The sequence below is a fragment of the Leifsonia sp. YAF41 genome (assembly GCF_052113185.1).
Classification (GTDB): Bacteria; Actinomycetota; Actinomycetes; order Actinomycetales; family Microbacteriaceae; genus Cryobacterium.
In genome coordinates this window covers 155,622-176,319 of the sequence record NZ_JBFRCS010000008.1, presented here as the reverse complement: position 1 = coordinate 176,319, position 20,698 = coordinate 155,622, and the positions used below count along the sequence as shown (strand labels likewise).

General features: G+C 65.9%; 15 protein-coding genes. 13 read left to right on the top strand and 2 right to left on the bottom strand.

The features are described from left to right. Nucleotides 1-186: 186 nt before the first annotated feature. The 10 genes from AB4Y63_RS10045 to AB4Y63_RS10000 all read left to right on the top strand — a co-directional run bounded on the left by AB4Y63_RS10045 (nt 187) and on the right by AB4Y63_RS10000 (nt 14,126). Complete coding sequence (locus AB4Y63_RS10045; protein WP_441790912.1) at nt 187-1,527, top strand: cell division protein PerM; 1,341 nt, start codon at nt 187-189, stop codon at nt 1,525-1,527. A gap of 162 nt (nt 1,528-1,689) precedes the next feature. Then, complete coding sequence (gene purN, locus AB4Y63_RS10040; RefSeq protein ID WP_441790911.1) at nt 1,690-2,283, top strand: phosphoribosylglycinamide formyltransferase; 594 nt, start codon at nt 1,690-1,692, stop codon at nt 2,281-2,283. Next, on the top strand, nt 2,280-3,965 hold the full coding sequence (purH, locus tag AB4Y63_RS10035; protein ID WP_441790910.1) for a bifunctional phosphoribosylaminoimidazolecarboxamide formyltransferase/IMP cyclohydrolase: 1,686 nt from the start codon (nt 2,280-2,282) through the stop codon (nt 3,963-3,965). Before purN ends, purH begins: the two co-directional genes overlap by 4 nt. 136 nt (nt 3,966-4,101) lie before the next feature. Further along, nucleotides 4,102-5,109: an isopenicillin N synthase family dioxygenase gene (locus AB4Y63_RS10030; protein WP_441790909.1), complete on the top strand. Its 1,008-nt coding sequence runs from the start codon at nt 4,102-4,104 to the stop codon at nt 5,107-5,109. 643 nt (nt 5,110-5,752) lie between these two features. Then, nucleotides 5,753-7,525: an ABC transporter ATP-binding protein gene (locus AB4Y63_RS10025; protein WP_441790991.1), complete on the top strand. Its 1,773-nt coding sequence runs from the start codon at nt 5,753-5,755 to the stop codon at nt 7,523-7,525. Next, nucleotides 7,522-9,327 (top strand): ABC transporter ATP-binding protein, encoded by a 1,806-nt coding sequence (locus AB4Y63_RS10020; protein WP_441790908.1) that lies wholly within the window; start codon nt 7,522-7,524, stop codon nt 9,325-9,327. The genes AB4Y63_RS10025 and AB4Y63_RS10020 overlap by 4 nt, the downstream gene beginning before the upstream one ends. A 168-nt stretch (nt 9,328-9,495) precedes the next feature. Next, nucleotides 9,496-11,238, top strand: coding sequence for an MFS transporter (locus AB4Y63_RS10015; RefSeq protein WP_441790907.1), 1,743 nt, complete (start codon nt 9,496-9,498; stop codon nt 11,236-11,238). Nucleotides 11,239-11,249: 11 nt separating this feature from the next. Continuing rightward, on the top strand, nt 11,250-12,788 hold the full coding sequence (locus AB4Y63_RS10010) for a leucyl aminopeptidase (protein ID WP_441790906.1): 1,539 nt from the start codon (nt 11,250-11,252) through the stop codon (nt 12,786-12,788). Between the two features lie 5 nt (nt 12,789-12,793). Further along, complete coding sequence (locus tag AB4Y63_RS10005) at nt 12,794-13,945, top strand: AI-2E family transporter (RefSeq protein ID WP_441790905.1); 1,152 nt, start codon at nt 12,794-12,796, stop codon at nt 13,943-13,945. Nucleotides 13,946-13,955: 10 nt separating this feature from the next. Further along, entirely contained in the window at nt 13,956-14,126 is a 171-nt protein-coding gene (locus tag AB4Y63_RS10000; RefSeq protein WP_441790904.1) for a hypothetical protein, read from the top strand. Between the two features lie 22 nt (nt 14,127-14,148). Here the strand turns inward: AB4Y63_RS10000 and AB4Y63_RS09995 are convergent, their stop codons facing one another. Beyond that, nucleotides 14,149-14,475: an MGMT family protein gene (locus tag AB4Y63_RS09995; protein ID WP_441790990.1), complete on the bottom strand. Its 327-nt coding sequence runs from the start codon at nt 14,473-14,475 to the stop codon at nt 14,149-14,151. A gap of 19 nt (nt 14,476-14,494) precedes the next feature. After that, the gene (locus AB4Y63_RS09990) at nt 14,495-14,947 is read right to left on the bottom strand and encodes a GNAT family N-acetyltransferase (RefSeq protein ID WP_441790903.1); all 453 of its coding nucleotides are present in this window, start codon (nt 14,945-14,947) and stop codon (nt 14,495-14,497) included. A 176-nt stretch (nt 14,948-15,123) separates the two neighbouring features. Here AB4Y63_RS09990 and AB4Y63_RS09985 point away from each other — a divergent pair, with 176 nt between their 5' ends. The 3 genes from AB4Y63_RS09985 (at nt 15,124) to AB4Y63_RS09975 (ending at nt 20,698) form a co-directional block, all read left to right on the top strand. Beyond that, nucleotides 15,124-17,334 carry an NADP-dependent isocitrate dehydrogenase gene (locus AB4Y63_RS09985; RefSeq protein ID WP_441790902.1) on the top strand — a complete coding sequence of 737 codons (2,211 nt, stop codon included), beginning with the start codon at nt 15,124-15,126 and terminating at the stop codon, nt 17,332-17,334. A gap of 121 nt (nt 17,335-17,455) precedes the next feature. Then, nucleotides 17,456-19,351, top strand: coding sequence for a heavy metal translocating P-type ATPase (locus tag AB4Y63_RS09980; RefSeq protein ID WP_441790901.1), 1,896 nt, complete (start codon nt 17,456-17,458; stop codon nt 19,349-19,351). Nucleotides 19,352-19,522: 171 nt separating this feature from the next. Next, complete coding sequence (locus tag AB4Y63_RS09975) at nt 19,523-20,698, top strand: ROK family transcriptional regulator (RefSeq protein WP_441790900.1); 1,176 nt, start codon at nt 19,523-19,525, stop codon at nt 20,696-20,698.

Below are 20,698 nucleotides of genomic sequence, written 5' to 3'. Positions count from 1 at the left end.
GGCAATTCGTCTCGCTCGGTGCAGACGCTACTCCGCTGTGATCGGCTGCGCACCCACTTGCAGGGCGTGAGGTGCGGCCTCGTCGACCGCTGCCGGGCATCCGCGCCCTGACGAAAATGTCAGAAGATCATCGCTCCCGGCGGGGGAGTCGGATGGCGGGTGCGTGACGGGTAGGCTCAAAAGCCGATGAATCGCACAACTACCGCCCTGCTCGCCGCACTCGAGGCCCTCATCGTCGTCGCTATCGGCGTCGGGATCGCGCTCGTTCCGCTGACCGTGCTCTGGGCAACCCATTTCGAGCTGGCGGTCGACTGGAGCGTGTTCTGGGACGCGGCCGCCTCCGTGTGGCTGCTCGGCAACGGCGTCGATCTCACCGTGCAGCTTCCGGCCGCCATGGTCGGCGCTCTGGCTCTTCCCGGCGCCGAGGTTCCGTTCGTGTTGAGCATCGCGCTGCTGGGGTTCGCCGTGCTGGCCGTCGCCCTCGGCGTGCGCACCGGCATCCGCGCCAGCGAAACCCCGCACCCGATAATCGGCGTTCTTGCGGCGATCGCCAGCTACGGCGTCTTCACGACCCTGATCGCCGTCTCGTCGGGCAACGGCGCGGTGACCGCGTCGCTGCCCCAGGCGATCGTGTTCCCGACCCTGATTTACGCTGCCGGCGTGGTGGTCGGCGTGCTCGGAGTGTTCGGGCGCGGGGTGCACACGACGGATGCGACATCGCGATCGGCGAAGGAAGCCGCGACGCCGCCTCGGCTGGGTCGCCTCACCGGCCTGGCCCGTGCCATCCGTGAACGTTTTCTCGATCTGCCGGGCACGGCCCGCCTCGCGATCGCTGAGTCTCTGCGTGGAGGCGCGGCGGCCTTCGTCGCGGTCGTCGGGGTGGCGGCACTCGCTGTGGCGGTGCTCATCCTGGCGAACTTCGCGACGATCATCGGTCTCTACGAAACGGTGCAGGCCGGCGTTGTCGGCGGAATCACCCTGACCGTGGCGCAGCTCGCGATGTTGCCGAACCTGGTCATTTGGGCGGCGGCCTGGCTGATTGGTCCGGGATTCGCGGTCGGCGTCGGTACGGGTGTCTCCCCGGTCGGCACCTCGCTCGGCGCTGTTCCAGGATTGCCGATCTTCGGCGCCCTGCCGCAGAGTGCGCCGGCCGGTGGTTTTCTGTGGCTGCTGGTTCCGGTGCTGATCGGTTTCTTCACCGCATTGCTGATCCGGCGCCGCTCCGACAAGGCCGGTCGGCCGGTACCCACCCTGACCGGGCAGCTTTCTTCCGGCGGCGGCATCGGCGTTGTCGCCGGAGTGCTGTTCGGCCTGGCCTCGTGGGCGGCAGCGGGCGCGATGGGGCCGGGGCGTCTCGTCGAGGTCGGGCCGAATCCGCTGCTGGTCGGCGTTGTCGCCGCAGTCGAAATCGGGATCGCCGCCTGCCTTGGAATGCTCGCCGGAAGTCGCGGCGCGGCATCCGTGTCGAGCGCGGCATCCGTTTCGAGTGGCGCCTCAACCTCAAGCGTCTCTGCGAACCCCAAGTAACTCGCCGAGCTTGAGACTTCCGGTCGAGTTGCCCTGTTCTGCCCGGCAAGCTCGACCGCAACACTCAAACTCGGCGCAGGGGGCGGGGCGGGACGGGGATGCTGTCAGTGCGAGCCGGATGCCCACGGCAGGAGCACGAGCGGGTAACGGTAAGCTCAGAGGGTGCTGTCACTGGTCGTGCTTATCTCTGGCGGAGGGTCGAACCTGCGCGCACTGCTCGAAGCGTCGGAAGACGCTGAATTCCCCGCGCGGGTCGTCGCCATTGGCGCCGATCGCGACGCCGACGGCCTAGCCCTCGGCGAGGAATTCGGTATTCCCACCTTCACGGTGCCCTTCAGCTCGCACGCGAGCCGTGACGCCTGGGGCGATGAACTCCTCGCCCAGATCCAGCAGTGGCAACCCGACCTCGTCGTGCTCAGCGGGCTCATGCGCCTGCTTCCCGCGCGCGTGGTCGAAGCGCTCTCACCACACCTGATTAACACGCACCCGGCGTACCTTCCCGAATTTCCCGGCGCTCACGGCGTGCGTGACGCCCTTGCCGCCGGCGTCACCCAGACCGGTGCCAGCCTGATTGTTGTCGACAACGGTGTCGATGCCGGACCGATCATCGCGCAGGAACGGGTGCCGGTGTTGCCGGGCGACACCGAGGCATCCCTGCACGAACGCATCAAACCTGTCGAACGCCGTCTGCTTGTGCAGGCAGTTCTCGATATCGCCAATGGACACGTCGATCTCAAGGAGCTTTCCCACGCATGAGCGGTCACACTAACGCGCAGAGCCTTTACCGCGACCGGGACCAGGTGCCCGTCACGCGCGCCCTCATCTCCGTCAGCGACAAGACCGGCCTGATCGAGCTGGCCGACGTGCTCGCCGCCGCCGGCGTCGAAATCGTCTCCACCGGATCGACCGCCGCCACGATCCGTGCGGCCGGCCACGCGGTGACGGATGTCTCAGCGGTCACCGGATTCCCCGAATCCCTCGACGGACGCGTGAAGACGTTGCACCCGTCAGTGCACGCCGGCATCCTGGCCGACCTGCGCCTCGAAGACCACGAGAACCAGCTGCAGGACCTCGGCATCGCCGCGTTCCAGCTCGTCGTCGTGAACCTCTACCCGTTCGTCGAGACCGTTGAGTCGGGTGCAGCCCCGTCCGACGTGATCGAGCAGATCGATATCGGCGGACCGGCCCTCGTGCGCGCCTCCGCCAAGAACCACGCCAACGTCGCGATCGTCGTCGATCCCGAGAACTACGACGAGGTCATCGCCGCCGTGCAGGCCGGTGGCACCACCCTGCGCCTCCGCCAGAAGCTGGCCTCGCTCGCCTTCGAGCACACCGCCGGCTACGACCTCAGCGTCTCCGCCTGGTTTACCGAGAACGTGTACGACCAGTGGGCCGATGACGACGAGACGCTCGCTGGCGAGATCCTCGAGCAGTTCGACACTCTGCTCGAGAGCGCCGCTACCGCGTTCGACACCGAAGCGGCCTTCCCCGACACGCTCGTGATCGAAACCGAGCGCGGCAGCGTGCTCCGGTACGGCGAGAACTCGCACCAGGCAGCAGCGCTCTACCTCGGCGAAGGCGGAGCGGGCATCGCCCAGGCCACCGTGCTGCACGGCAAAGAGATGTCATACAACAACTACGTCGACGCTGATGCGGCCGTGCGCGCCGCCTTCGACTTCGACGAGCCGGCCGTGGCCATCATCAAGCACGCGAACCCCTGTGGCATCGCCGTCGCGAGCTCGAAAGCCACCGACGCGATCGCATCCGCTCACCGCCGCGCCCACGACTGCGACCCGGTGTCGGCATTCGGCGGTGTGATCGCGGCCAACCGCATCGTCACCCTCGGCATGGCCGAGACGGTCAGCCAGATCTTCACCGAGGTTCTCGTCGCGCCCGGCTTCGAACCGGCAGCGTTCGAACTGCTGAGCGCGAAGAAGAACATCCGACTGCTCGAGTTGCCGGAGGGCTACCGTCGCTCCTCGATGGAGCTGCGCCAGATCTCCGGCGGCCTGCTGGTGCAGGAAGCCGACGCGTTCGACGACTTCGACTCGTCGACCTGGACGCTGGCGGCCGGTGAGGAAGCCGACGCGGCGACCCGCGCCGACCTCGAATTCGCCTGGAAGGCCTGCCGTTCGGTGAAGTCGAACGCCATTCTGTTGGCGCGTGGCGGGGCATCCGTCGGTGTGGGAATGGGCCAGGTGAACCGGGTCGATTCCTGCCAGCTCGCGGTCACCCGCGCCGGTGACCGTGCGGCCGGGTCGGTTGCGGCCTCCGACGCCTTCTTCCCCTTCGCCGACGGCCTGCAGGTGCTTCTCGACGCGGGCATCACCGCGGTCGTGCAGCCCGGCGGATCGGTGCGCGACGATGAGGTCATCGCCGCGGCAACCGCAGCCGGCGTCACAATGTATTTCACCGGAGAACGTCACTTCTTCCACTAGCAATCACCAGTCATAGCGGCGGGCCGGCGCACTCTCAGACGAGGGCGCCGGCCCGTTCTGCATGGGTCGGCTGCGGCTCTGGCCAGTACGGCGTAACATCCAGCGCGTTTGAGGCAAGCCCTGTCACGATAGGGAGATGCTCACCTCTCTTCCCGTTCTCGACCTGTCCCGCCTCGATGCCGGACCGGCCGAAGCCGACGCGTTTCGCGCGGACCTTCGACGCGTCACGCACGACGTGGGGTTCTTCTACCTCGTGGGCCACGGCATCGACCAGGGACTGACCGACGACCTCCTGGCGGTCTCACGACGCTTCTTCGAGCTTCCGGCGGAGCAGAAACTCGCCATCGAGAACGTAAAAAGCCCCCAGTTCCGCGGCTACACGCGCGTGGGCGGGGAGCTCACTCACGGCGACATCGACTGGCGCGAGCAGATTGACATCGGCGTCGAGCGCGACGTCGTCGAACCGGGCCCCGGGGTGGCCGAATACTGGCGGCTCGAAGGACCGAACCTCTGGCCGGAGGCTCTGCCCGAACTGCGCGAGGTGGCGCTGCGCTGGAACGACGAGCTGAACGCGCTCGCGCTGCGCCTGCTGCGGGCGTGGGCGCTTTCGCTCGGGGCTGCAGAGGATGTCTTCGACGACGCGTTCGCGACGCATCCGTTCTCGTTGACCAAGATCGTGCGCTATCCGGGGGAGTCGAACCCGGAATCGAAGCAGGGCGTCGGAGCTCACCGCGACGGCGGAGTGCTGACTCTGCTACTCGTCGAACCGGGCAAGGGCGGCCTGCAGGTGGAACATGACGGCGACTGGATCGACGCGCCGTCGGTGCCCGGTGCGTTCGTGGTCAACATCGGGGAGATGCTCGAGCTGGCCACTCACGGCTACCTCAAGGCGACCCTGCACCGGGTGATCTCGCCGCGGATCGGCGACGACCGAATCTCGATCCCGTTCTTCTTCAACCCGGCACTCGACGCCATCATGCCGCGCCTCGACCTGCCGCCGGAACTCGAAGCTGAGACGCGCGGGTTGTCGGTCGACCCGACGAACAGCCCGATTCTTGAAACCTACGGTGACAATGCGCTGCGCTACCGCCTGCGCGCGCACCCGAACGTGGTCGAGGCGCATCACAGCGACCTGCTGCCCTAACCCGCGCATCTCGGTGGTCGAGCTGTCGAGCGATGTACTGAGCTCGTCGAAGTGACCACGTTTCGCCGATTTCGAGACGTGGCCAGGAGATCTCGACAGGCTCGATCACCGGTTGCCAGAAATAAATGCTTGCGCCTGAAGCTTTCCTTGCCATATTCTGAAAGGCTGCCTGAACGGGGCGGCCCAAGACGATGATGCGCCCAGGAGGCAGACATGACAAAGACAGCCCGGCTTACGCTCGCAACGGTTGCGAACAGCGGCGCTGAATTTGGCGCCTCCCTCCGAGTGACTGCTCGCTATCCGTCGGAACCGATCGCCGCGTAGCGAGAACCGGCGGAGCAACTCCGCCGTTGCATTCCCGCACACGCCCACACTCTGCCTGTCCGCCCGGGGGCCCGACGCATGGCAGATCTCCACGCATGACCGGCTCGGCTTCTGAGCCGCGGCATCCCGGAAATCGATTGGATCCGGGTGGCAACGGCAGCATGCCGAACCACACCCGCACCTCAGACGTCGGTGGCCGCGCCACCCCATTTTCATCACCACATCAGGAATCAACGTGACCACACTCACCTCGCCCGAACATCCGCCTCAACCCGTCGAGCCCATCGCACCGGCCCGACTCAACACCTTCCGCACGCTGATGCGGCTCTACCCCTATGCCCGATCCGCGATGCCGCGGTTGTACCTCGGGACGGTGGCGGCACTGCTCGCGGGACTCGTCGCGCTGGCGATCCCGCAGGTTCTCGCCTGGCTCGTCGACGGACCGCTCTCCGACGGTGACACAAGCCAAATCTGGCCGGCCGTCGGAATCGTGCTCGGCCTCGGCATCCTCGAGGCGATTTTGATCGGGCTGCGGCGCTGGTTCGTGCTGAACCCCGGCACGCACGTTGAGGCGGCCATGCGCAACGGGCTCTACACCCGGCTGCAGGACCTGCCCGTGACCTTCCACGACCGGTGGCCGAGCGGCCAGCTGCTCTCCCGTGCGGTGAGCGACCTCAACCTGATTCGCCGCTGGCTCTCGTTCGGCACGGTGCTGTTGGTGGTCAACACCATCACCATCATCATCGGATTCGGGATCCTGATCTCCATCAACTGGGTGCTCGGACTCATCTTCCTGGTCTGCTCCATCCCGATCTGGATCTACGGTTACGTCTTCGAAGACAAGTACTCGGTGATCGCCCGCCGCAGCCAGGATCAAGCCGGCGACCTCGCGACCGCCGTCGAGGAGTCGGTGCACGGCATCCGGGTGCTGAAGGCCTTCGGTCGCGGCAGTTTCGCGCTGAAGAACTTCTCGTCGCAGGCGGAAAGCCTGCGCGGCACCGAAATCGAGAAGGCTCGCGCGATCGCCGGAATCTGGCTGTGGCTGCTGCTCGTTCCCGACGTCGCGTTCGCGCTCTGCCTGGTGGTCGGCGTCTGGCTGGCCAGCCTCGGCCAGTTGAGTCTCGGCGAGCTGGTCGCCTTCTTCGCCACGGCGACGGTGCTGCGTTTTCCAGTGGAGTCGATCGGATTCCTCTTGTCGATGACCTTCGACACCCGCACGGCCACCGACCGGTTCTTCGACATTCTCGACGCGCCGAACACGATCACCGACCCGGAGAACCCGGTGACGATCAGTGAGCCGCGCGGCCGCCTCGCCTTCGAGAACGTGCACTTCCGCTACCACGATTCACCGGCGGACGTGCCCGACCTGCTGAACGGGGTCGACCTGGTGCTCGAGCCGGGGGAGACGATGGCCTTGGTCGGGCTGACCGGTTCGGGCAAGTCGACTCTCACCGCATTGACGACGCGTCTCTACGACGTGACGGATGGCGCGGTGACCCTCGACGGCGTCGACGTGCGCCAGCTCAGTCGTGAAGAGCTGCGCCGACACCTGGCGATGGCGTTCGAGGATGCGACGCTGTTCTCGGCATCCGTGCGCGACAACGTGCTGCTCGGTCGTGAGGAGTTCGCCGGGCGAAGCGCCGAAGCCGACGCCGTGCTGGAGGAAGCGTTGCGCATCGCGCAGGCCGGGTTCGTGCATGACCTGCCCGACGGCGTCGACACCAAGGTCGGCGAAGAGGGGATGAGCCTCTCCGGCGGTCAACGCCAGCGCCTCGCCTTGGCACGGGCGGTGGCCGCGTCCCCGGCCGTGCTCGTTCTTGACGACCCCCTGTCGGCGCTCGACGTCGACACCGAAGCTCTGGTCGAAGCTGCGCTGCGTGATGTGCTGGCCTCGACGACTGCTCTGGTCGTCGCGCACCGGCCATCGACGGTCACGCTCGCCGACCGGGTTGCGCTGCTGCAAGACGGCAGAATCACCGCGGTGGGGCGGCACTCCGAGCTGCTCGTGAGCAATGAGCACTACAAGTTCGTCATCTCCAGTCTGGAAGACGAAGAACGCAGAGAGAGCGCCCGAGAGGAGGGAACGCGATGAGTGTCACCGGAGTAGAAGGCGAAGAACGCAACGACTTCACCAAGGCGGAGAGTGCCCAGATTCGAGAGCGCTCGCTGCGGCTGCTCGGTTCGCTGCTGCACCCCGAGCGCTGGCGGGTCACCCTCGCCCTCGTCGTCGTGGTCGTGTCGACCGCAGCCCAGGTGGCCGGTCCGGCGCTGATCGCGTATGGCCTCAACACCGGGCTGCCAGCGTTGATGAACAACGACTGGATGCCGCTGGCCGCTGCCGGTGTCGTCTACCTGTTCACGGGCGTGATCGGCGCCGTGCTGATCGCCTGGTACACGGTCATGTCGGCGCGCATCAGCCAGGCCGTGCTGATTGACCTGCGCAAGCGCGTCTTCTTGCACACCCAGAAGCTGAGCCTGGAGTTTCACGAGTCGTACACCTCCGGACGGATCATCTCGCGGCAGACGAGCGACCTCGACGCCATCAGGGAACTGCTGGATTCGGGTATCAACCAGCTGCTGCAGGGCGTGCTGTACATGGTCTTCATCGCGATCTCGCTGATCATCCTCGACCCGACGAGTGGGCTGGTACTGTTCGGCGCGCTCATCCCGCTGGCCGTGCTGACCCGCTGGTTCCAGGTGCGGTCACAGACCCAGTTCCGGCAGAGCCGGGTGGCCTCGGCGCGCCTGATCGTGCATTTCGTCGAGACTATGACGGGGATCAGGGCGGTCAAGGCGTTCCGCAAGGAGAAGCGCAACGAGCAGGAGTTCGGCGATCTCGTCGAGGACTACCGGGCGGTGAACAGCCGAGTGATTCAGCTGTTCGGAATCTTCGACCCGGGACTCGTGCTGATCGGCAACGTGACGGTTGCCGCTGTGCTGCTGGTCGGCGGTTTCCGGGTGGCCGACGGTCAATTGGCCATCGGTACGCTGCTGGCCGCACTGCTCTATGCACGTCGGTTCTTCGACCCGATGGAGGAGATGGCGATGTTCTACAACTCCTACCAGTCGGCTGCCGCCGCCCTCGAGAAGATTTCGGGCGTGCTCGAGGAGCGCCCCGGCGTGCCGGACCCTCTGCGCCCGGTCGACCTGTGGGAGGCGAAGGGCGAGGTGCGTTTTCGCAATGTGCAGTTCGCCTACAAGACCGATCGGGTCATCCTGCCGCACTTCGATCTCGACGTGCCGGCCGGGCAGACCATCGCCCTGGTCGGCTCGACGGGGGCCGGAAAATCAACCTTGGCCAAGCTGATCTCGCGGTTCTACGACCCGACCGACGGCCGGGTTGAGCTCGATGGTGTCGACCTGCGCGATCTGCATCCGAAAGATCTGCGCCGCGCCATCGTCATGGTGACGCAGGAGGCCTACCTGTTCAGCGGGTCGGTCGCCGACAACATCGCCATCGGCAAACCGGATGCGACATTCGACGAGATCGCTGCGGCCGCCCAGGCCGTCGGTGCTCACGATTTCATCGTCGGGCTGCCGAACGGCTACGACACCGACGTGAACAAGCGCGGGGGCCGGGTGTCAGCCGGTCAACGGCAGCTGATCTCGTTCGCGCGGGCGTTCCTGGCCAACCCGGCCGTGCTCATCCTGGATGAGGCGACGTCGTCGCTCGACATTCCAAGCGAACGTCTGGTGCAGGAGGGTCTGCAGACGCTGCTCGCCGATCGCACCGCGGTCATCATCGCGCACCGTCTGTCGACCGTGGCGATTGCCGACCGCGTGCTCGTGATGGAGCACGGGATCATCGTCGAAGACGGGTCACCCGAGTCGCTGATCGCCGGCACCGGCCGGTTCGCTCAACTGCACGCGGCTTGGCGGGACTCGCTGGTGTAGTCCCGGACGGAGGTCACCCATTCGACGGAGATTCTTGTGAATGAGGCCGAAATCGCCCAATTGCTGGGCGATTTCGGCACAATCTCCGTCGAATGGGCCTGGATAATGTAGTGACCTCCCACCGAGGAAATTCAGGTCGTGCCTTCAGGGGATTGTGAGCGTAGACAGATGTCCGCAGCAACAGATCACACCGAAACGTTAGTGAAGGCCTCCTGGCTGCCGCTGATCGTGGTTGTTCTCACCCAGATCCAAGCGTCGTTCGCGGTCAACGCGCTCACCGTCTCGATGCAGGGAATCACCACCGAGCTGAATACGCCCGCGACCAGCGTGGGAACGGCGATCACCGCGGGCACCTTCGCGATGGCCGCGTTCATCTTGTTGGGCGCGAAGGTCGGCGCGAAGTTCGGTTCGCGCCGGGTCTTCCAGATCGCCGTGGTCATTCACGGTGCCGCGATGGCCGCCGTCGCGCTCAGCGCCACCCCCGCCATGCTGTTCATCGCGCAAGCGGCATCCGGTGCGGTCATCGCGCTGATCGCCCCCGCGCTGGTCGTCTTCATCGCCGCCAACTTCCACGGACAGCAGCAGGCCAAGGCCATCGGCTACCTGGCCGCCGCCATCCCGGGAGCCGGAGTTCTCGCCTTGCTGATCGCCGGTACGTTCGCCTCCACCATCGGCTGGCGCTACTCCTTCGCGCTCATCGTTGTTCTCGCCGTGATCAACCTGCTGCTCAGCTTCAGGCTCAAGCCGGTGGCCCCGCAGAAAGACGTGAAAATCGACTGGACCGGCGCCCTCATCGCCGCGGCATCAGTCATCCTGCTCAGCTTCGGGTTCAGCGGGCTGAACAGCTGGGGCGTTGTACTCGCGACCGAGGATGCGCCGTTCACTATCCTGGGAATCTCACCGGCACCGATCCTGATCGTTCTCGGAATCATCGGCGGCCAGGTCTTCTTCACCTGGCTGCGCCGCCGCAAGGCTCAGGGCAACCCGCAGATCTTCGACCTCGACGTGCTGCGCACCAGCTCGGAGAAGGCCACCACAATCTGCATGGCGGCGATGTTGTTCGTCGGCACCGCGGCTAACTTCTTGATCCCGCTGTACATCCAGATCGTGCAGGGCCGGTCAAGCTTTCAGACGTCGATCGCGGTCATCCCGTACACCCTCTCCATTTTCGTGGCCAGCACCATCGTCGCCACCTTGTACAAGCGCTTCCCTCCGCGTCAGATCGCCCGCGTCGGCTTCGTCGTCGTGGCACTCGGCCTGATCCTGCTCGCCTTCACCATTCGCAACGAGTGGGAACAGGTGTTTGTCATCCTCGGCCTGATCACCCTCGGCCTCGGTCAGGGCGCGATCGTCGCCCTGGTCTTCAACACGCTGCTCTCGGCCGCGCCCAAGACGCTCGCCGGTGACGTCGGAGCCTGGCGCGGTCTCGTGCACAACATCTCGGGAAGTGTCGGCATCGCACTGGCCAGCGTGTTCGCCGTCGGTGTGCTGAGCGCGATGGTGCTGAGCGGTGTCGCCGGCAACGCTACCCTGACCGACGATCTGAAGGGTCAGGTCGACCTGAACAGCATCAACTTCGTCACCAACGACCACCTCGAGGACGTGCTGAGTACGACGAACGCGACTCCGGAGCAGGTGGATGCGGCGGTGGCGCTCAACGAGGAAGCCCGACTGCGTGCCCTCAAGATCTCGCTGCTCGCGCTGGCATCGATCGCAGTCCTGGCGATCATTCCCGCCGGACGGATGCCGAACTACCGGCCCGGCGACCTCCCGGCCGAACTCTCGTCTGGTCACCCGGCCAGCGAGGAAGAACTCGAGGAAGCCGACCACGTGGATGACCTCGATGCGACCGGTCACCACCCCTTTCCCACGCCCTCCGGCAACCACGCAGCCGGCAACCACGCAGCCTAAGGAACATTGATATGCCCTCCAGCGACTACAAACTCATTCCCGCCACGTTCTCCGCGACTCCGTCGCTGGTCGCTGCGCAGGCGGTCACGGTGACCGCTGTCGCCGAAGCCGGCGACTCGGGCGTTCCCGGTGCGATCGGGTTTCTGATCGGCACGACCGGCGCCGTTCCTGCCGCGCTCGGCATCGACCGTGATGCCCTCACCCGTGCCGGCTTCGACGGAAAAGCCGGCCAGTCGCTGGTGATTCCGCAGGCCTCAGGCCCCGAGCTGGTCGCCGTCGGCGCCGGCGACGCCGCCGACCAGTCCGAGGCCGTGCTGCGCGATGCCGCGGCGGTCTTCACCCGCGCCGCACGCCGGGCGGAGAACCTCGCACTGGTCATCGGCGGCGAGTTCGCGATTGCGCCGAACACTCTCGGTCGTCTGGTCGCCGAAGGAGCGTTGCTCGCGCGCTACCGGTATACCGAACTCAAGTCCACAAGCAAGCACGTGGCGTTGTCGACGCTTCAGATTGTGGTTGCCGCTGACCAGATCGACGACGTCACCGCCGGAATCCGCACCGGGCAGATTCTGGCGCAGGCCGCGAACCTGGCCCGCGATCTGGCGAACACCCCGCCCGGGCATCTCACCGCCACCGACCTCGGCGACGTTGCCGTCGCTCTCGGCGCCGAGCACGGCCTCACCGTTGAGGTCTGTGACAAGAAGCAGGTCACCGAGCTCGGCCTCGGCGGACTGCTCGGCGTGAATGCCGGCAGCGTCGAAGAGCCTCGCATGATCAAGATCAGCTACACGCCGCGCACCAGCGAAGCCACGGCCGCGCCCGCCCAGCTCACCCTGGTCGGCAAGGGGATCATGTACGACTCGGGCGGAATCAGCCTCAAGCCGTCGGACCCCATGCACCTTGCCATGAAGATGGACATGGCCGGCGCCGGCGCCGTTCTGGCCACCATGACCGCGCTGCAGGACCTCGACTGCCCGACCGCTGTCACTGCTTTCCTGATGTGCACCGACAACATGCCGTCTGGCTCGGCCATGAAACTGGGCGATGTGCTCACCATTCGCGGCGGAACAACCGTCGAGGTCAAAAACACGGATGCCGAGGGTCGCCTCGTGCTCGCCGACGCCCTGGTTCTCGCCGGCGAAGAGTCGCCGGACGCCATCGTCGACATCGCCACGCTCACTGGGGCCGCCATGATGGCGCTCGGCCTGCGCACGGCCGCGGTGCTCGGCAACAACCAGGCGTTGATCGATCAGGCCGGCGCCGCTGCCCTCGCCACCGACGAGTCGATCTGGCAGCTTCCGCTCGAACGCCGCTACCGCGACCAGCTGAACTCGGATGTCGCGGACATGTCGAACATGGGCGGCAAGTTCGCCGGTGCGACGCTCGCCGCACTGTTCCTGGCCGACTTCGTCGGGGACATCCCCTGGGCGCACCTCGATATCGCGGGGACCATGCAGGTCGACGCCGACGATGTCTGGCGTTCGAAGGGAGCGACAGGGTTCGGAACCCGTTTGCTGATCGATTTGGCCCTGAACTTCACCCCGGTGAAGTAACACCGATGTCAACAACGACACGGAACGATGCGACCTCGACGAGCCCAGAGGTACCCGCGAACCCAGCGGCGCTCCTGATTGCTCCGCATGCACCCGCGAATCCGGTGACCTCGGCCCTGCTGAACGCCGGGCCGTTCAGGTTCGGCTTCGTCGCGACTCTCGGTGTGCTTCTGGCCCTCGTCTTGGGTTCGGCGATCAGCTCGGTCAGTTACGCGTTGACCCTGATCTTCTTTGCCTTGTTCATCAGCCTGGGGCTCTACCCGCTGGTGCTGAAGCTGGAGAGTTGGAGGCTGTCACGGGGCCAGGCGGTGTTAGCGGTGGTGTTCACCTTCCTGGTGATTGTGTCGCTGCTGCTCTGGATCATCATCCCCATCCTCACCGAGCAGGCCGGCGAGCTGATGAAGACCCTTCCGAGCGGACTCGACCAGATTGCGAATCAGAGCTGGTTTATCGAGGTCAACGAGTTTCTGGGCGGGGCGCTGACCCCCTTGCTCGATTCCCTGCAGAACGCTGCAGCCGACCCGGCGGTCTGGTTGGCCGTCAGCGGGGGAGCGCTTCGCGTCGGTGCGAACATCCTGAACGGCACCGTCGGCGTGATCTTCGTCGTCGTGCTCACCATCTACTTCGTGGCTTCGCTGGAGAACATGAAGAGCGCGTTGTACACGCTGGTGCCGAAGTCGCGCCGGGCCGGTTTCGCCGAGATCGCCGAGCAGATCTTCGAGTCAGTCGGCAAGTACCTCAGTGGAATGTTCATTCTGGCGGTACTGAATTCGCTGTTCACCTTCGTACTGCTGACGGCGCTCGGGGTGAGCTACGCGCCGATCCTCGCCGCGTTGGCGCTGCCGATCACCCTGATACCGCTCGTCGGAAGTGTGATCAGCACGGCGATCATCGTCACCGTCACTCTCTTCACATCACCGACCACGGCGCTGATCGCGCTGATCGCCCTGGTCCTCTACATGCAGCTCGAGGCATACGTGCTCACGCCGAAGATCGTCGGCAAGGCCATCAGCATCCCCGCGTCGCTTGTGTTGATCGGCGCGCTGATCGGTGGAACGCTCCTCGGCCTGCTCGGCGCCCTGGTCGCGTGTCCGTTCATGGCTTCGGTGCTGCTGATCATCAAGAAGGTCATCGCTCCGATGCAGGAAGCGCGCTGATCGGGGCCTCGTGATGTGGTCTAACCTCGGCGAGCTCACCGCGTTGGCTCTCGGGATCGCGATCAGTCCGATGCCGGTGCTGGGCGTCATCCTGATGTTGCTGGCTCCGCGCGGGATCCACGCCGGGGCCGGCTTCGCGATCGGCTGGATCGCGGGCGTCGGACTCGCCGCAGTGCGCTGATCGTGCTCGGGGTGCTGAGTCTCTAGCGGTCCCGGCCGGGCGCCCACTCCGCCGCTGCCAGTGTGATGCGGTAACCGGCGACACCGGACGAGGGCGTCAGCGGGGTTCCCTCATCACGGTAGTGGGCAAGCGCGCGCTCCTCATGGCCGGTCGGCGGATGTCCACCCGACCTGATCACCCGCCACCAGGGGACATCCGCCCCGTAGCGGGCCATGATCTGGCCGACCAGTCGGGCACCACGCGAACCGAGCACGGCGGCGACGCCGCCATAGGTCATCACCCGACCGGGCGGGATGTCTTCGACGAGTTCAAGCACTCGTGCCACGAAGGAGGTGTCGGGTGGCGGCATCGTCACGTCGACGACCGAATTAGAGTTCGAGGGCACCGATCGTCTCGCCGTACTGGGTCTGGCCGACGTCGGTGAAGCCGATGCGGTGGAAGAATGCTTCAGGCCCGTCATCGCCGGCTTCCCAGATCGCGGTGATGCGGTCGAAGCCCCGCTTGCGCGCTTCTTCGGCGAGGGCGTGCGCGGCGAACTTGCCGACACCCTTGCCCTGAGCGTCAGCGTCGACGTTGATACGCCAGATGCACGCGCGGAACTCTTCTTGCTCGCCGTCGGGATCGAAGTTGCCGTGAATGAAACCGACGACTTTGTCGCCCTGCAGCACCACGCGCTGCCAGGCCGTCGCCGGATTAATGGTGGATGCGGCGACCGAATACGAAACCGGCGCAATGAATTGTTCCTGGCCGGGCTTCAGGCTCAGGCTGTTCGCCGCAACGATGTTACGTGCGGAAAGTTCTTCCAGTCTCAGCTCAGTCATGAGAATAGGCTAACGCGCGCCCGCTTGAGTGGGTAGTCAGAATCGGTGCCGACCCTGGCAAGGACCTGGGAACGTAAACCCTCGGCCAGCGCTCGACCGTCATCCCTCCCAGACTCTCCCTGTATCTTGATATCAAGACAAGTTCGCCGTCCGCAACGCCAAGGAGCAGCCATACGATGCCCAAGATCATCTACACCTACACCGACGAGGCGCCGATGCTGGCGACTCACTCGTTCTTTCCCGTCATCAGCGCGTTCGCGGGCAGTGCGGGTGTCGAGATCGAAACGCGAGACATCTCACTCGCCGGCCGCATCATCGCTGCATTCCCCGAAAACCTGAACGACGAACAACGCCTCGGTGACGCGCTCGCCGAGTTGGGGGCCCTCGCCACCACTCCCGAGGCGAACATCATCAAGCTGCCGAACGTCTCGGCGTCGCTGCCGCAGCTGAAGGCCGCCATCGCGGAACTGCAGGCGAAAGGCTATGACCTGCCGGACCACCCCGACGACCCGCAGACGGACGCCGAGAAGGATGTCCGCACTCGCTATGACAAGCTCAAGGGCTCCGCGGTCAACCCGGTTCTCCGCGAAGGCAACTCCGACCGCCGCGCGCCCCACTCGGTCAAGGAGTACGCACGCAAGTACCCGCACCGCATGGGTGCCTGGACCGCCGACTCGAAGACCAACGTCGCCACCATGGGTCACGACGACTTCTTCTCGAACGAGAAGTCGGTCATCATTGACGCCGACGACGTGCTGCGCATTGAGCATGTGAACGCAGCCGGCGAGGTCACCACACTGCACCCCGGCGTGAAGGTTCTGCCGGGTGAGGTCATCGACGGGACCTTCCTCAACGTCGCGAAGCTGCACGAGTTCCTCGCCCAGGCGATCGCACGTGCGAAGGACGAGGACGTGCTGTTCTCGGTTCACCTCAAGGCCACGATGATGAAGATCTCCGACCCGATCATCTTCGGCCACGTGGTGCGAGCATTCTTCCCCGCCGTGTTCGCGAAGTACGGCGCAACGCTCGAGGCCGCCGGTCTCAGCCCCAACAACGGTCTGGGCGGCATCCTCGACGGGCTCGGCGCACTGGAGAACGGCGCGGAAATCCGCGCCGCATTCGACCAGGGCCTGAAAGACGGCCCGCGCCTGGCGATGGTCAACTCCGACAAGGGCATCACCAACCTGCATGTGCCGAGCGACGTGATCGTCGATGCCTCGATGCCGGCCATGATCCGAAGCTCCGGCCACATGTGGGGCGCCGACGGCAGCGAGCACGACACCATCGCGGTTATCCCCGACTCCAGCTACGCCGGCATTTACCAGGCCGTGATCGACGATTGCCGTGCCCATGGCGCCTACGACCCGACCACGATGGGCACCGTCCCGAACGTCGGCCTGATGGCCCAGAAGGCCGAGGAATACGGCTCGCACGACAAGACGTTCGAGATTGCCGAGGCGGGCACCGTGCGCGTCGTCAACTCGGCGGGCGAAGCCCTGATCGAGCACCAGGTGCAGGCCGGAGACATCTGGCGCGCCTGCCAGACCAAGGATGTCGCGATTCGCGACTGGGTGAAGCTCGCGGTCAACCGCGCCCGCGCGACCGGAACCCTGACCGTGTTCTGGCTTGACGAGCACCGCGCGCACGACGCGAACCTCATTGCGAAGGTCAACCAGTACCTGCCCGAGTACGACACCGATGGCCTCGACATCCGGGTGCTCGCACCCGCCGAGGCGACCACGCTGTCGGTCGAGCGGATTCGCCGCGGCGAGGACACCATCTCGGTGACCGGCAACGTGCTGCGCGACTACAACACCGACCTGTTCCCGATCCTCGAACTCGGCACGAGCGCCAAGATGTTGTCGGTCGTTCCGCTGCTGAACGGCGGCGGTCTGTTCGAAACGGGCGCCGGCGGTTCGGCCCCGAAGCACGTGCAACAGCTAGTGGAGGAGAACTACCTCCGCTGGGACAGCCTCGGCGAGTTCCTCGCGCTGGCCGCGAGCTTCGAGCACTTCGCCGACGTGAACGACAACGCCAAGGCCCGCGTGCTCGGTGTGACCCTCGACCGCGCCACCGGCACGTTCCTGCTTGAGAACAAGTCGCCGGGCCGGGCGCTCGGCACCATCGACAACCGCGGTTCGCACTACTTCCTCACCCGGTACTGGGCCGAGGAACTCGCGAAGCAGACGGAAGACGCCGATCTCGCCGCCGCGTTCGCGCCGCTGGCCGCGACGCTGCGCGAGAATGAGCAGAAGATCGTCGACGAGCTGATCGCGGTGCAGGGTTCGCCCGTGGACATCGGCGGCTACTACAAGGTCGATGAGGCCAAGACCGACGCGATCATGCGCCCGTCGACCACGTTCGCCGAGGCTCTCCGCTCGCTGTAACGCACCACCGGAACGCACACGAAGGGCCTCGATCGAATCGATCGGGGCCCTTTGTGATTCCCGGCGGAAGGCGAGCCTGCCCTTGCTGGCGAGCCGACCCGCGTGAGAGAAGAATGACGGAATGGGATCCGTCATCGTTCTCCTGCGCCGATATCCATTCGTCACTGCAACGCTCGTGGTCGGGCTGGTCGGTGTGCTGCTCTGGATGCTCGGGGCGACCTCCGGGGTGCAGTGGCTGTTCAGCGGCTACGCCCTGGTGATCGCACTCATCCAGTTCGTCGGAATGCTCAAGAACCTCCGACGGGGGAGCTGGGGAATCGACATCCTGGCGATCATGGCCATCGTCGCGACGGTGCTCGTCGGGGAGTACGTAGCCAGCATCCTGATCGTGCTCATGCTCACCGGCGGCGAAGCGCTGGAGGATTTCGCGGCGAACCGCGCGCAGCGCGAGCTGAACGCGCTCTTGACGCGTGCGCCGCAGATCGCGCACCGACTCTCCGACGACGGCTCCGCGGGAGCGGACATCCCGGCGACGGCGGTTGCAATCGGCGACCTGCTGCTCGTGCGTCCCGCAGAGATCGTGCCCGTCGACGGGGTGCTCGTCTCGCTCAACGCCTCATTCGACGAGTCGTCGCTGACCGGGGAGAGCATCCCGGTGGAGCGTCACCAGGGTGACACGGTGCTGAGTGGTTCCATCAACGGTTCAGGGGCGGCAACCATCCGCGCGTCGGCCACCGCAGCGAACAGCCAATACCAGCGCATCGTCGCCCTGGTCGAGGAAGCCTCGCGCAGCAAAGCCCCCGTCGTGCGGCTCGCCGATCGCTATGCCGTGCCCTTCACCATCGTGTCGCTGCTGATCGCGGGAAGCGCCTGGCTGGTCAGCGGCGACCCGGTGCGATTCGCCGAAGTTCTCGTGCTGGCCACGCCGTGCCCGCTGCTGATCGCCGCCCCGGTTGCATTCCTCGGCGGAATGAGCAGAGCGGCTCGCAACGGCATCATCGTCAAGGGCGGCGGAGTGCTCGAGACGCTCGCGCGGGCGCGCACCGTCGTCTTCGACAAGACGGGAACCCTGACCACCGGGCGGCCGACGATCTCCCGGGTGCGTGCCGAGGCGCCATTCACCGAATCCGAGGTGCTCGGTCTTGCCGCGTCGGCCGAGCAGTACTCGTCGCACGTGCTGGCGGCCTCAGTGATCGCAGCCGCCGACGCGGCAGAGATCGAGCTCACCGTGGCCGACACCGCCAATGAAGTAGCCACGTTCGGCGTTCTCGCGCACTTCGGCGACCGCGAAGTCGCCGTGGGCAAATTGTCGTTCATCGAGACTCGCGCCCCGGAAGCGCGGGCGGCCAGACTCGTCGGCGGTGAACTTGCCATCTACGTCTCCATCGACGGTCGATTCGCCGGCAGCATCATCGCCAGCGACCCCGTTCGGGCCAACGCCAAACAGACAATTGCAGAGTTGAGCGAGCTCGGAGCGCGAGAAACACTGATGCTGACCGGCGACGCCCAGGCGACGGCAGATCACATCGCAGAAGAGGTCGGCATCACCCGGGTGCATGCCGATTGTCTGCCCGGGGACAAGGTCGCTCTCGTGCGCGCTCTTCGTGAGCGCCCCGTCATCATGGTCGGCGATGGCGTGAATGATGCCCCCGTGCTCGCGACGGCCGATGTGGGCATCGCGATGGGCGCAAAAGGGGCGACAGCGGCGAGCGAGTCGGCGGACGTCGTCATTCTCGTCGACGACATCTCGCGCGCAGCGCGTGCCGTTGCGATTGGTCAGAACACCGTGCGGATCGCGCTGCAGAGCATCTGGCTCGGGATCGCGCTCAGCGTTGGGCTCATGATCATTGCCGCGTTCGGAGTGATCCCGGCAACGGTGGGCGCTCTTCTGCAAGAGATCGTCGATCTGGCCACCATCCTGAATGCCCTGCGCGCCATCGGTGGGCGCCGGGACGCGAAGGTCGCTGCGGCGCACACCGGCACCCAGTCGATTCCCGCCCATGTCGTGATTGACTGAACTCCGCATCGCGCGGGCCGGGAGCCGGCGCGCGGGTCGTGCCCAACGCGCGCCGCGGCATCCGACCCGCGTAGCGATTCGGGACCGCCAGGATCACGAATTGGTAAAGAAACCTAAAAAAGTCGCCGCAAAACCTTGCGCATAATTAGTTCGTAAGATTTACTAACAAACATGACAGCAATGGGTGCTCAGCGGATCAGCGACGACCGCGCCCTTCGCACGACCGCGAAGGTGCTGCCAGAGCATGCCCGCGGACACAACCGTTCGCTCGTCTTGCAGACGCTCTATCGCTCGGGCTCACAGAGCCGCGCCGACCTCGCCCGCGAGACGGGCCTCACCCGCGTGACGATCTCCGATTTGATCAGCGAACTGATGGGGGAGAGCCTCGTCATCGAACTCGGTCAGCGTGAAGAAGCGCGTCCGGGCAAACCCGCGACGATCGTTGACATTGACCGCGCCGCCTTTCAGATCGTCTCCCTCGATCTGTCCGGCCACACACTCCTGCGCGGCGGGGTGCTCAGCCTGGACGGCGACGTGCTGGCGAGCTCCGAACTCGAACTCGTCGGAGCGCGGGGTGAGGATGCCTTCGCCAAGGTCGCCGAATTGCTTGCCCGGGTCATCGCTCAGGCGACCGCGCCCATCCTCGGCGTCGGCATCGGCTCGCCCGGCATCGTCGACCGGGCCGGCGTCGTGCGTAACGCCCCCAATCTCGGCTGGCGCGACCTGCCGCTGCAGCAGCGCCTGCAGGAATCAACCGGCCTGACCGTGCTCGTGTCGAACGATGCGAATGCCGCGGTTCTGGCCGAGCACAGCTTCGGCGGCGCCGAGCGAGACCTGCTTCTGATCAAGGTTGACCACGGGGTCGGTGCCGGACTGTTGATCGGCGGTCGCGCGGTCTTCGGCGAAGGCTTTGCCGCCGGTGAGATCGGCCATGTCGTGGTCGGCACCGACGAGGGCCCGCTCTGCGCCTGCGGCAGGACCGGGTGTCTGGAAGCCTGGCTCTCCGCCCCGCGCCTGACCGCCGCTGTCGCAGCCGCCCGGGCCGCCTCCGCCACACCGGCCGACGCCGAACTGGCAACCCACCACATTCTTGCGGAAGCGGGGCGACGCCTCGGCATCGTTCTCGCTCCCGTCGTCGGTGCGCTCAATCTCTTGGAGATTGTTTTGAGCGGACCGGCCGATCTTCTTGACGGGCCGCTGTCCGCGGCCACCGTCGAGACGCTCCGGAATCGAACGATGGCTGATATCACTGGCGATCTCACGCTCCGGATGACCTCGCAAGGGCAGGACATCGTTCTGCGCGGCGCGGCCGCCATGGTCTTGTCCGGCCAACTCGGGGTTTCGTAA

Coding starts and splice junctions, on each gene's coding strand:
- AB4Y63_RS10045 (WP_441790912.1), top strand. CDS start 187: ATGAATCGCACAACTACCGCCCTGCTCGCCGCACTCGAGGCCCTCATC.
- purH (WP_441790910.1), top strand. CDS start 2,280: ATGAGCGGTCACACTAACGCGCAGAGCCTTTACCGCGACCGGGACCAG.
- AB4Y63_RS10030 (WP_441790909.1), top strand. CDS start 4,102: ATGCTCACCTCTCTTCCCGTTCTCGACCTGTCCCGCCTCGATGCCGGA.
- AB4Y63_RS10025 (WP_441790991.1), top strand. CDS start 5,753: ATGCGGCTCTACCCCTATGCCCGATCCGCGATGCCGCGGTTGTACCTC.
- AB4Y63_RS10020 (WP_441790908.1), top strand. CDS start 7,522: ATGAGTGTCACCGGAGTAGAAGGCGAAGAACGCAACGACTTCACCAAG.
- AB4Y63_RS10015 (WP_441790907.1), top strand. CDS start 9,496: ATGTCCGCAGCAACAGATCACACCGAAACGTTAGTGAAGGCCTCCTGG.
- AB4Y63_RS10010 (WP_441790906.1), top strand. CDS start 11,250: ATGCCCTCCAGCGACTACAAACTCATTCCCGCCACGTTCTCCGCGACT.
- AB4Y63_RS10005 (WP_441790905.1), top strand. CDS start 12,794: ATGTCAACAACGACACGGAACGATGCGACCTCGACGAGCCCAGAGGTA.
- AB4Y63_RS09995 (WP_441790990.1), bottom strand. CDS start 14,475: ATGCCGCCACCCGACACCTCCTTCGTGGCACGAGTGCTTGAACTCGTC.
- AB4Y63_RS09990 (WP_441790903.1), bottom strand. CDS start 14,947: ATGACTGAGCTGAGACTGGAAGAACTTTCCGCACGTAACATCGTTGCG.
- AB4Y63_RS09985 (WP_441790902.1), top strand. CDS start 15,124: ATGCCCAAGATCATCTACACCTACACCGACGAGGCGCCGATGCTGGCG.
- AB4Y63_RS09980 (WP_441790901.1), top strand. CDS start 17,456: ATGGGATCCGTCATCGTTCTCCTGCGCCGATATCCATTCGTCACTGCA.
- AB4Y63_RS09975 (WP_441790900.1), top strand. CDS start 19,523: ATGACAGCAATGGGTGCTCAGCGGATCAGCGACGACCGCGCCCTTCGC.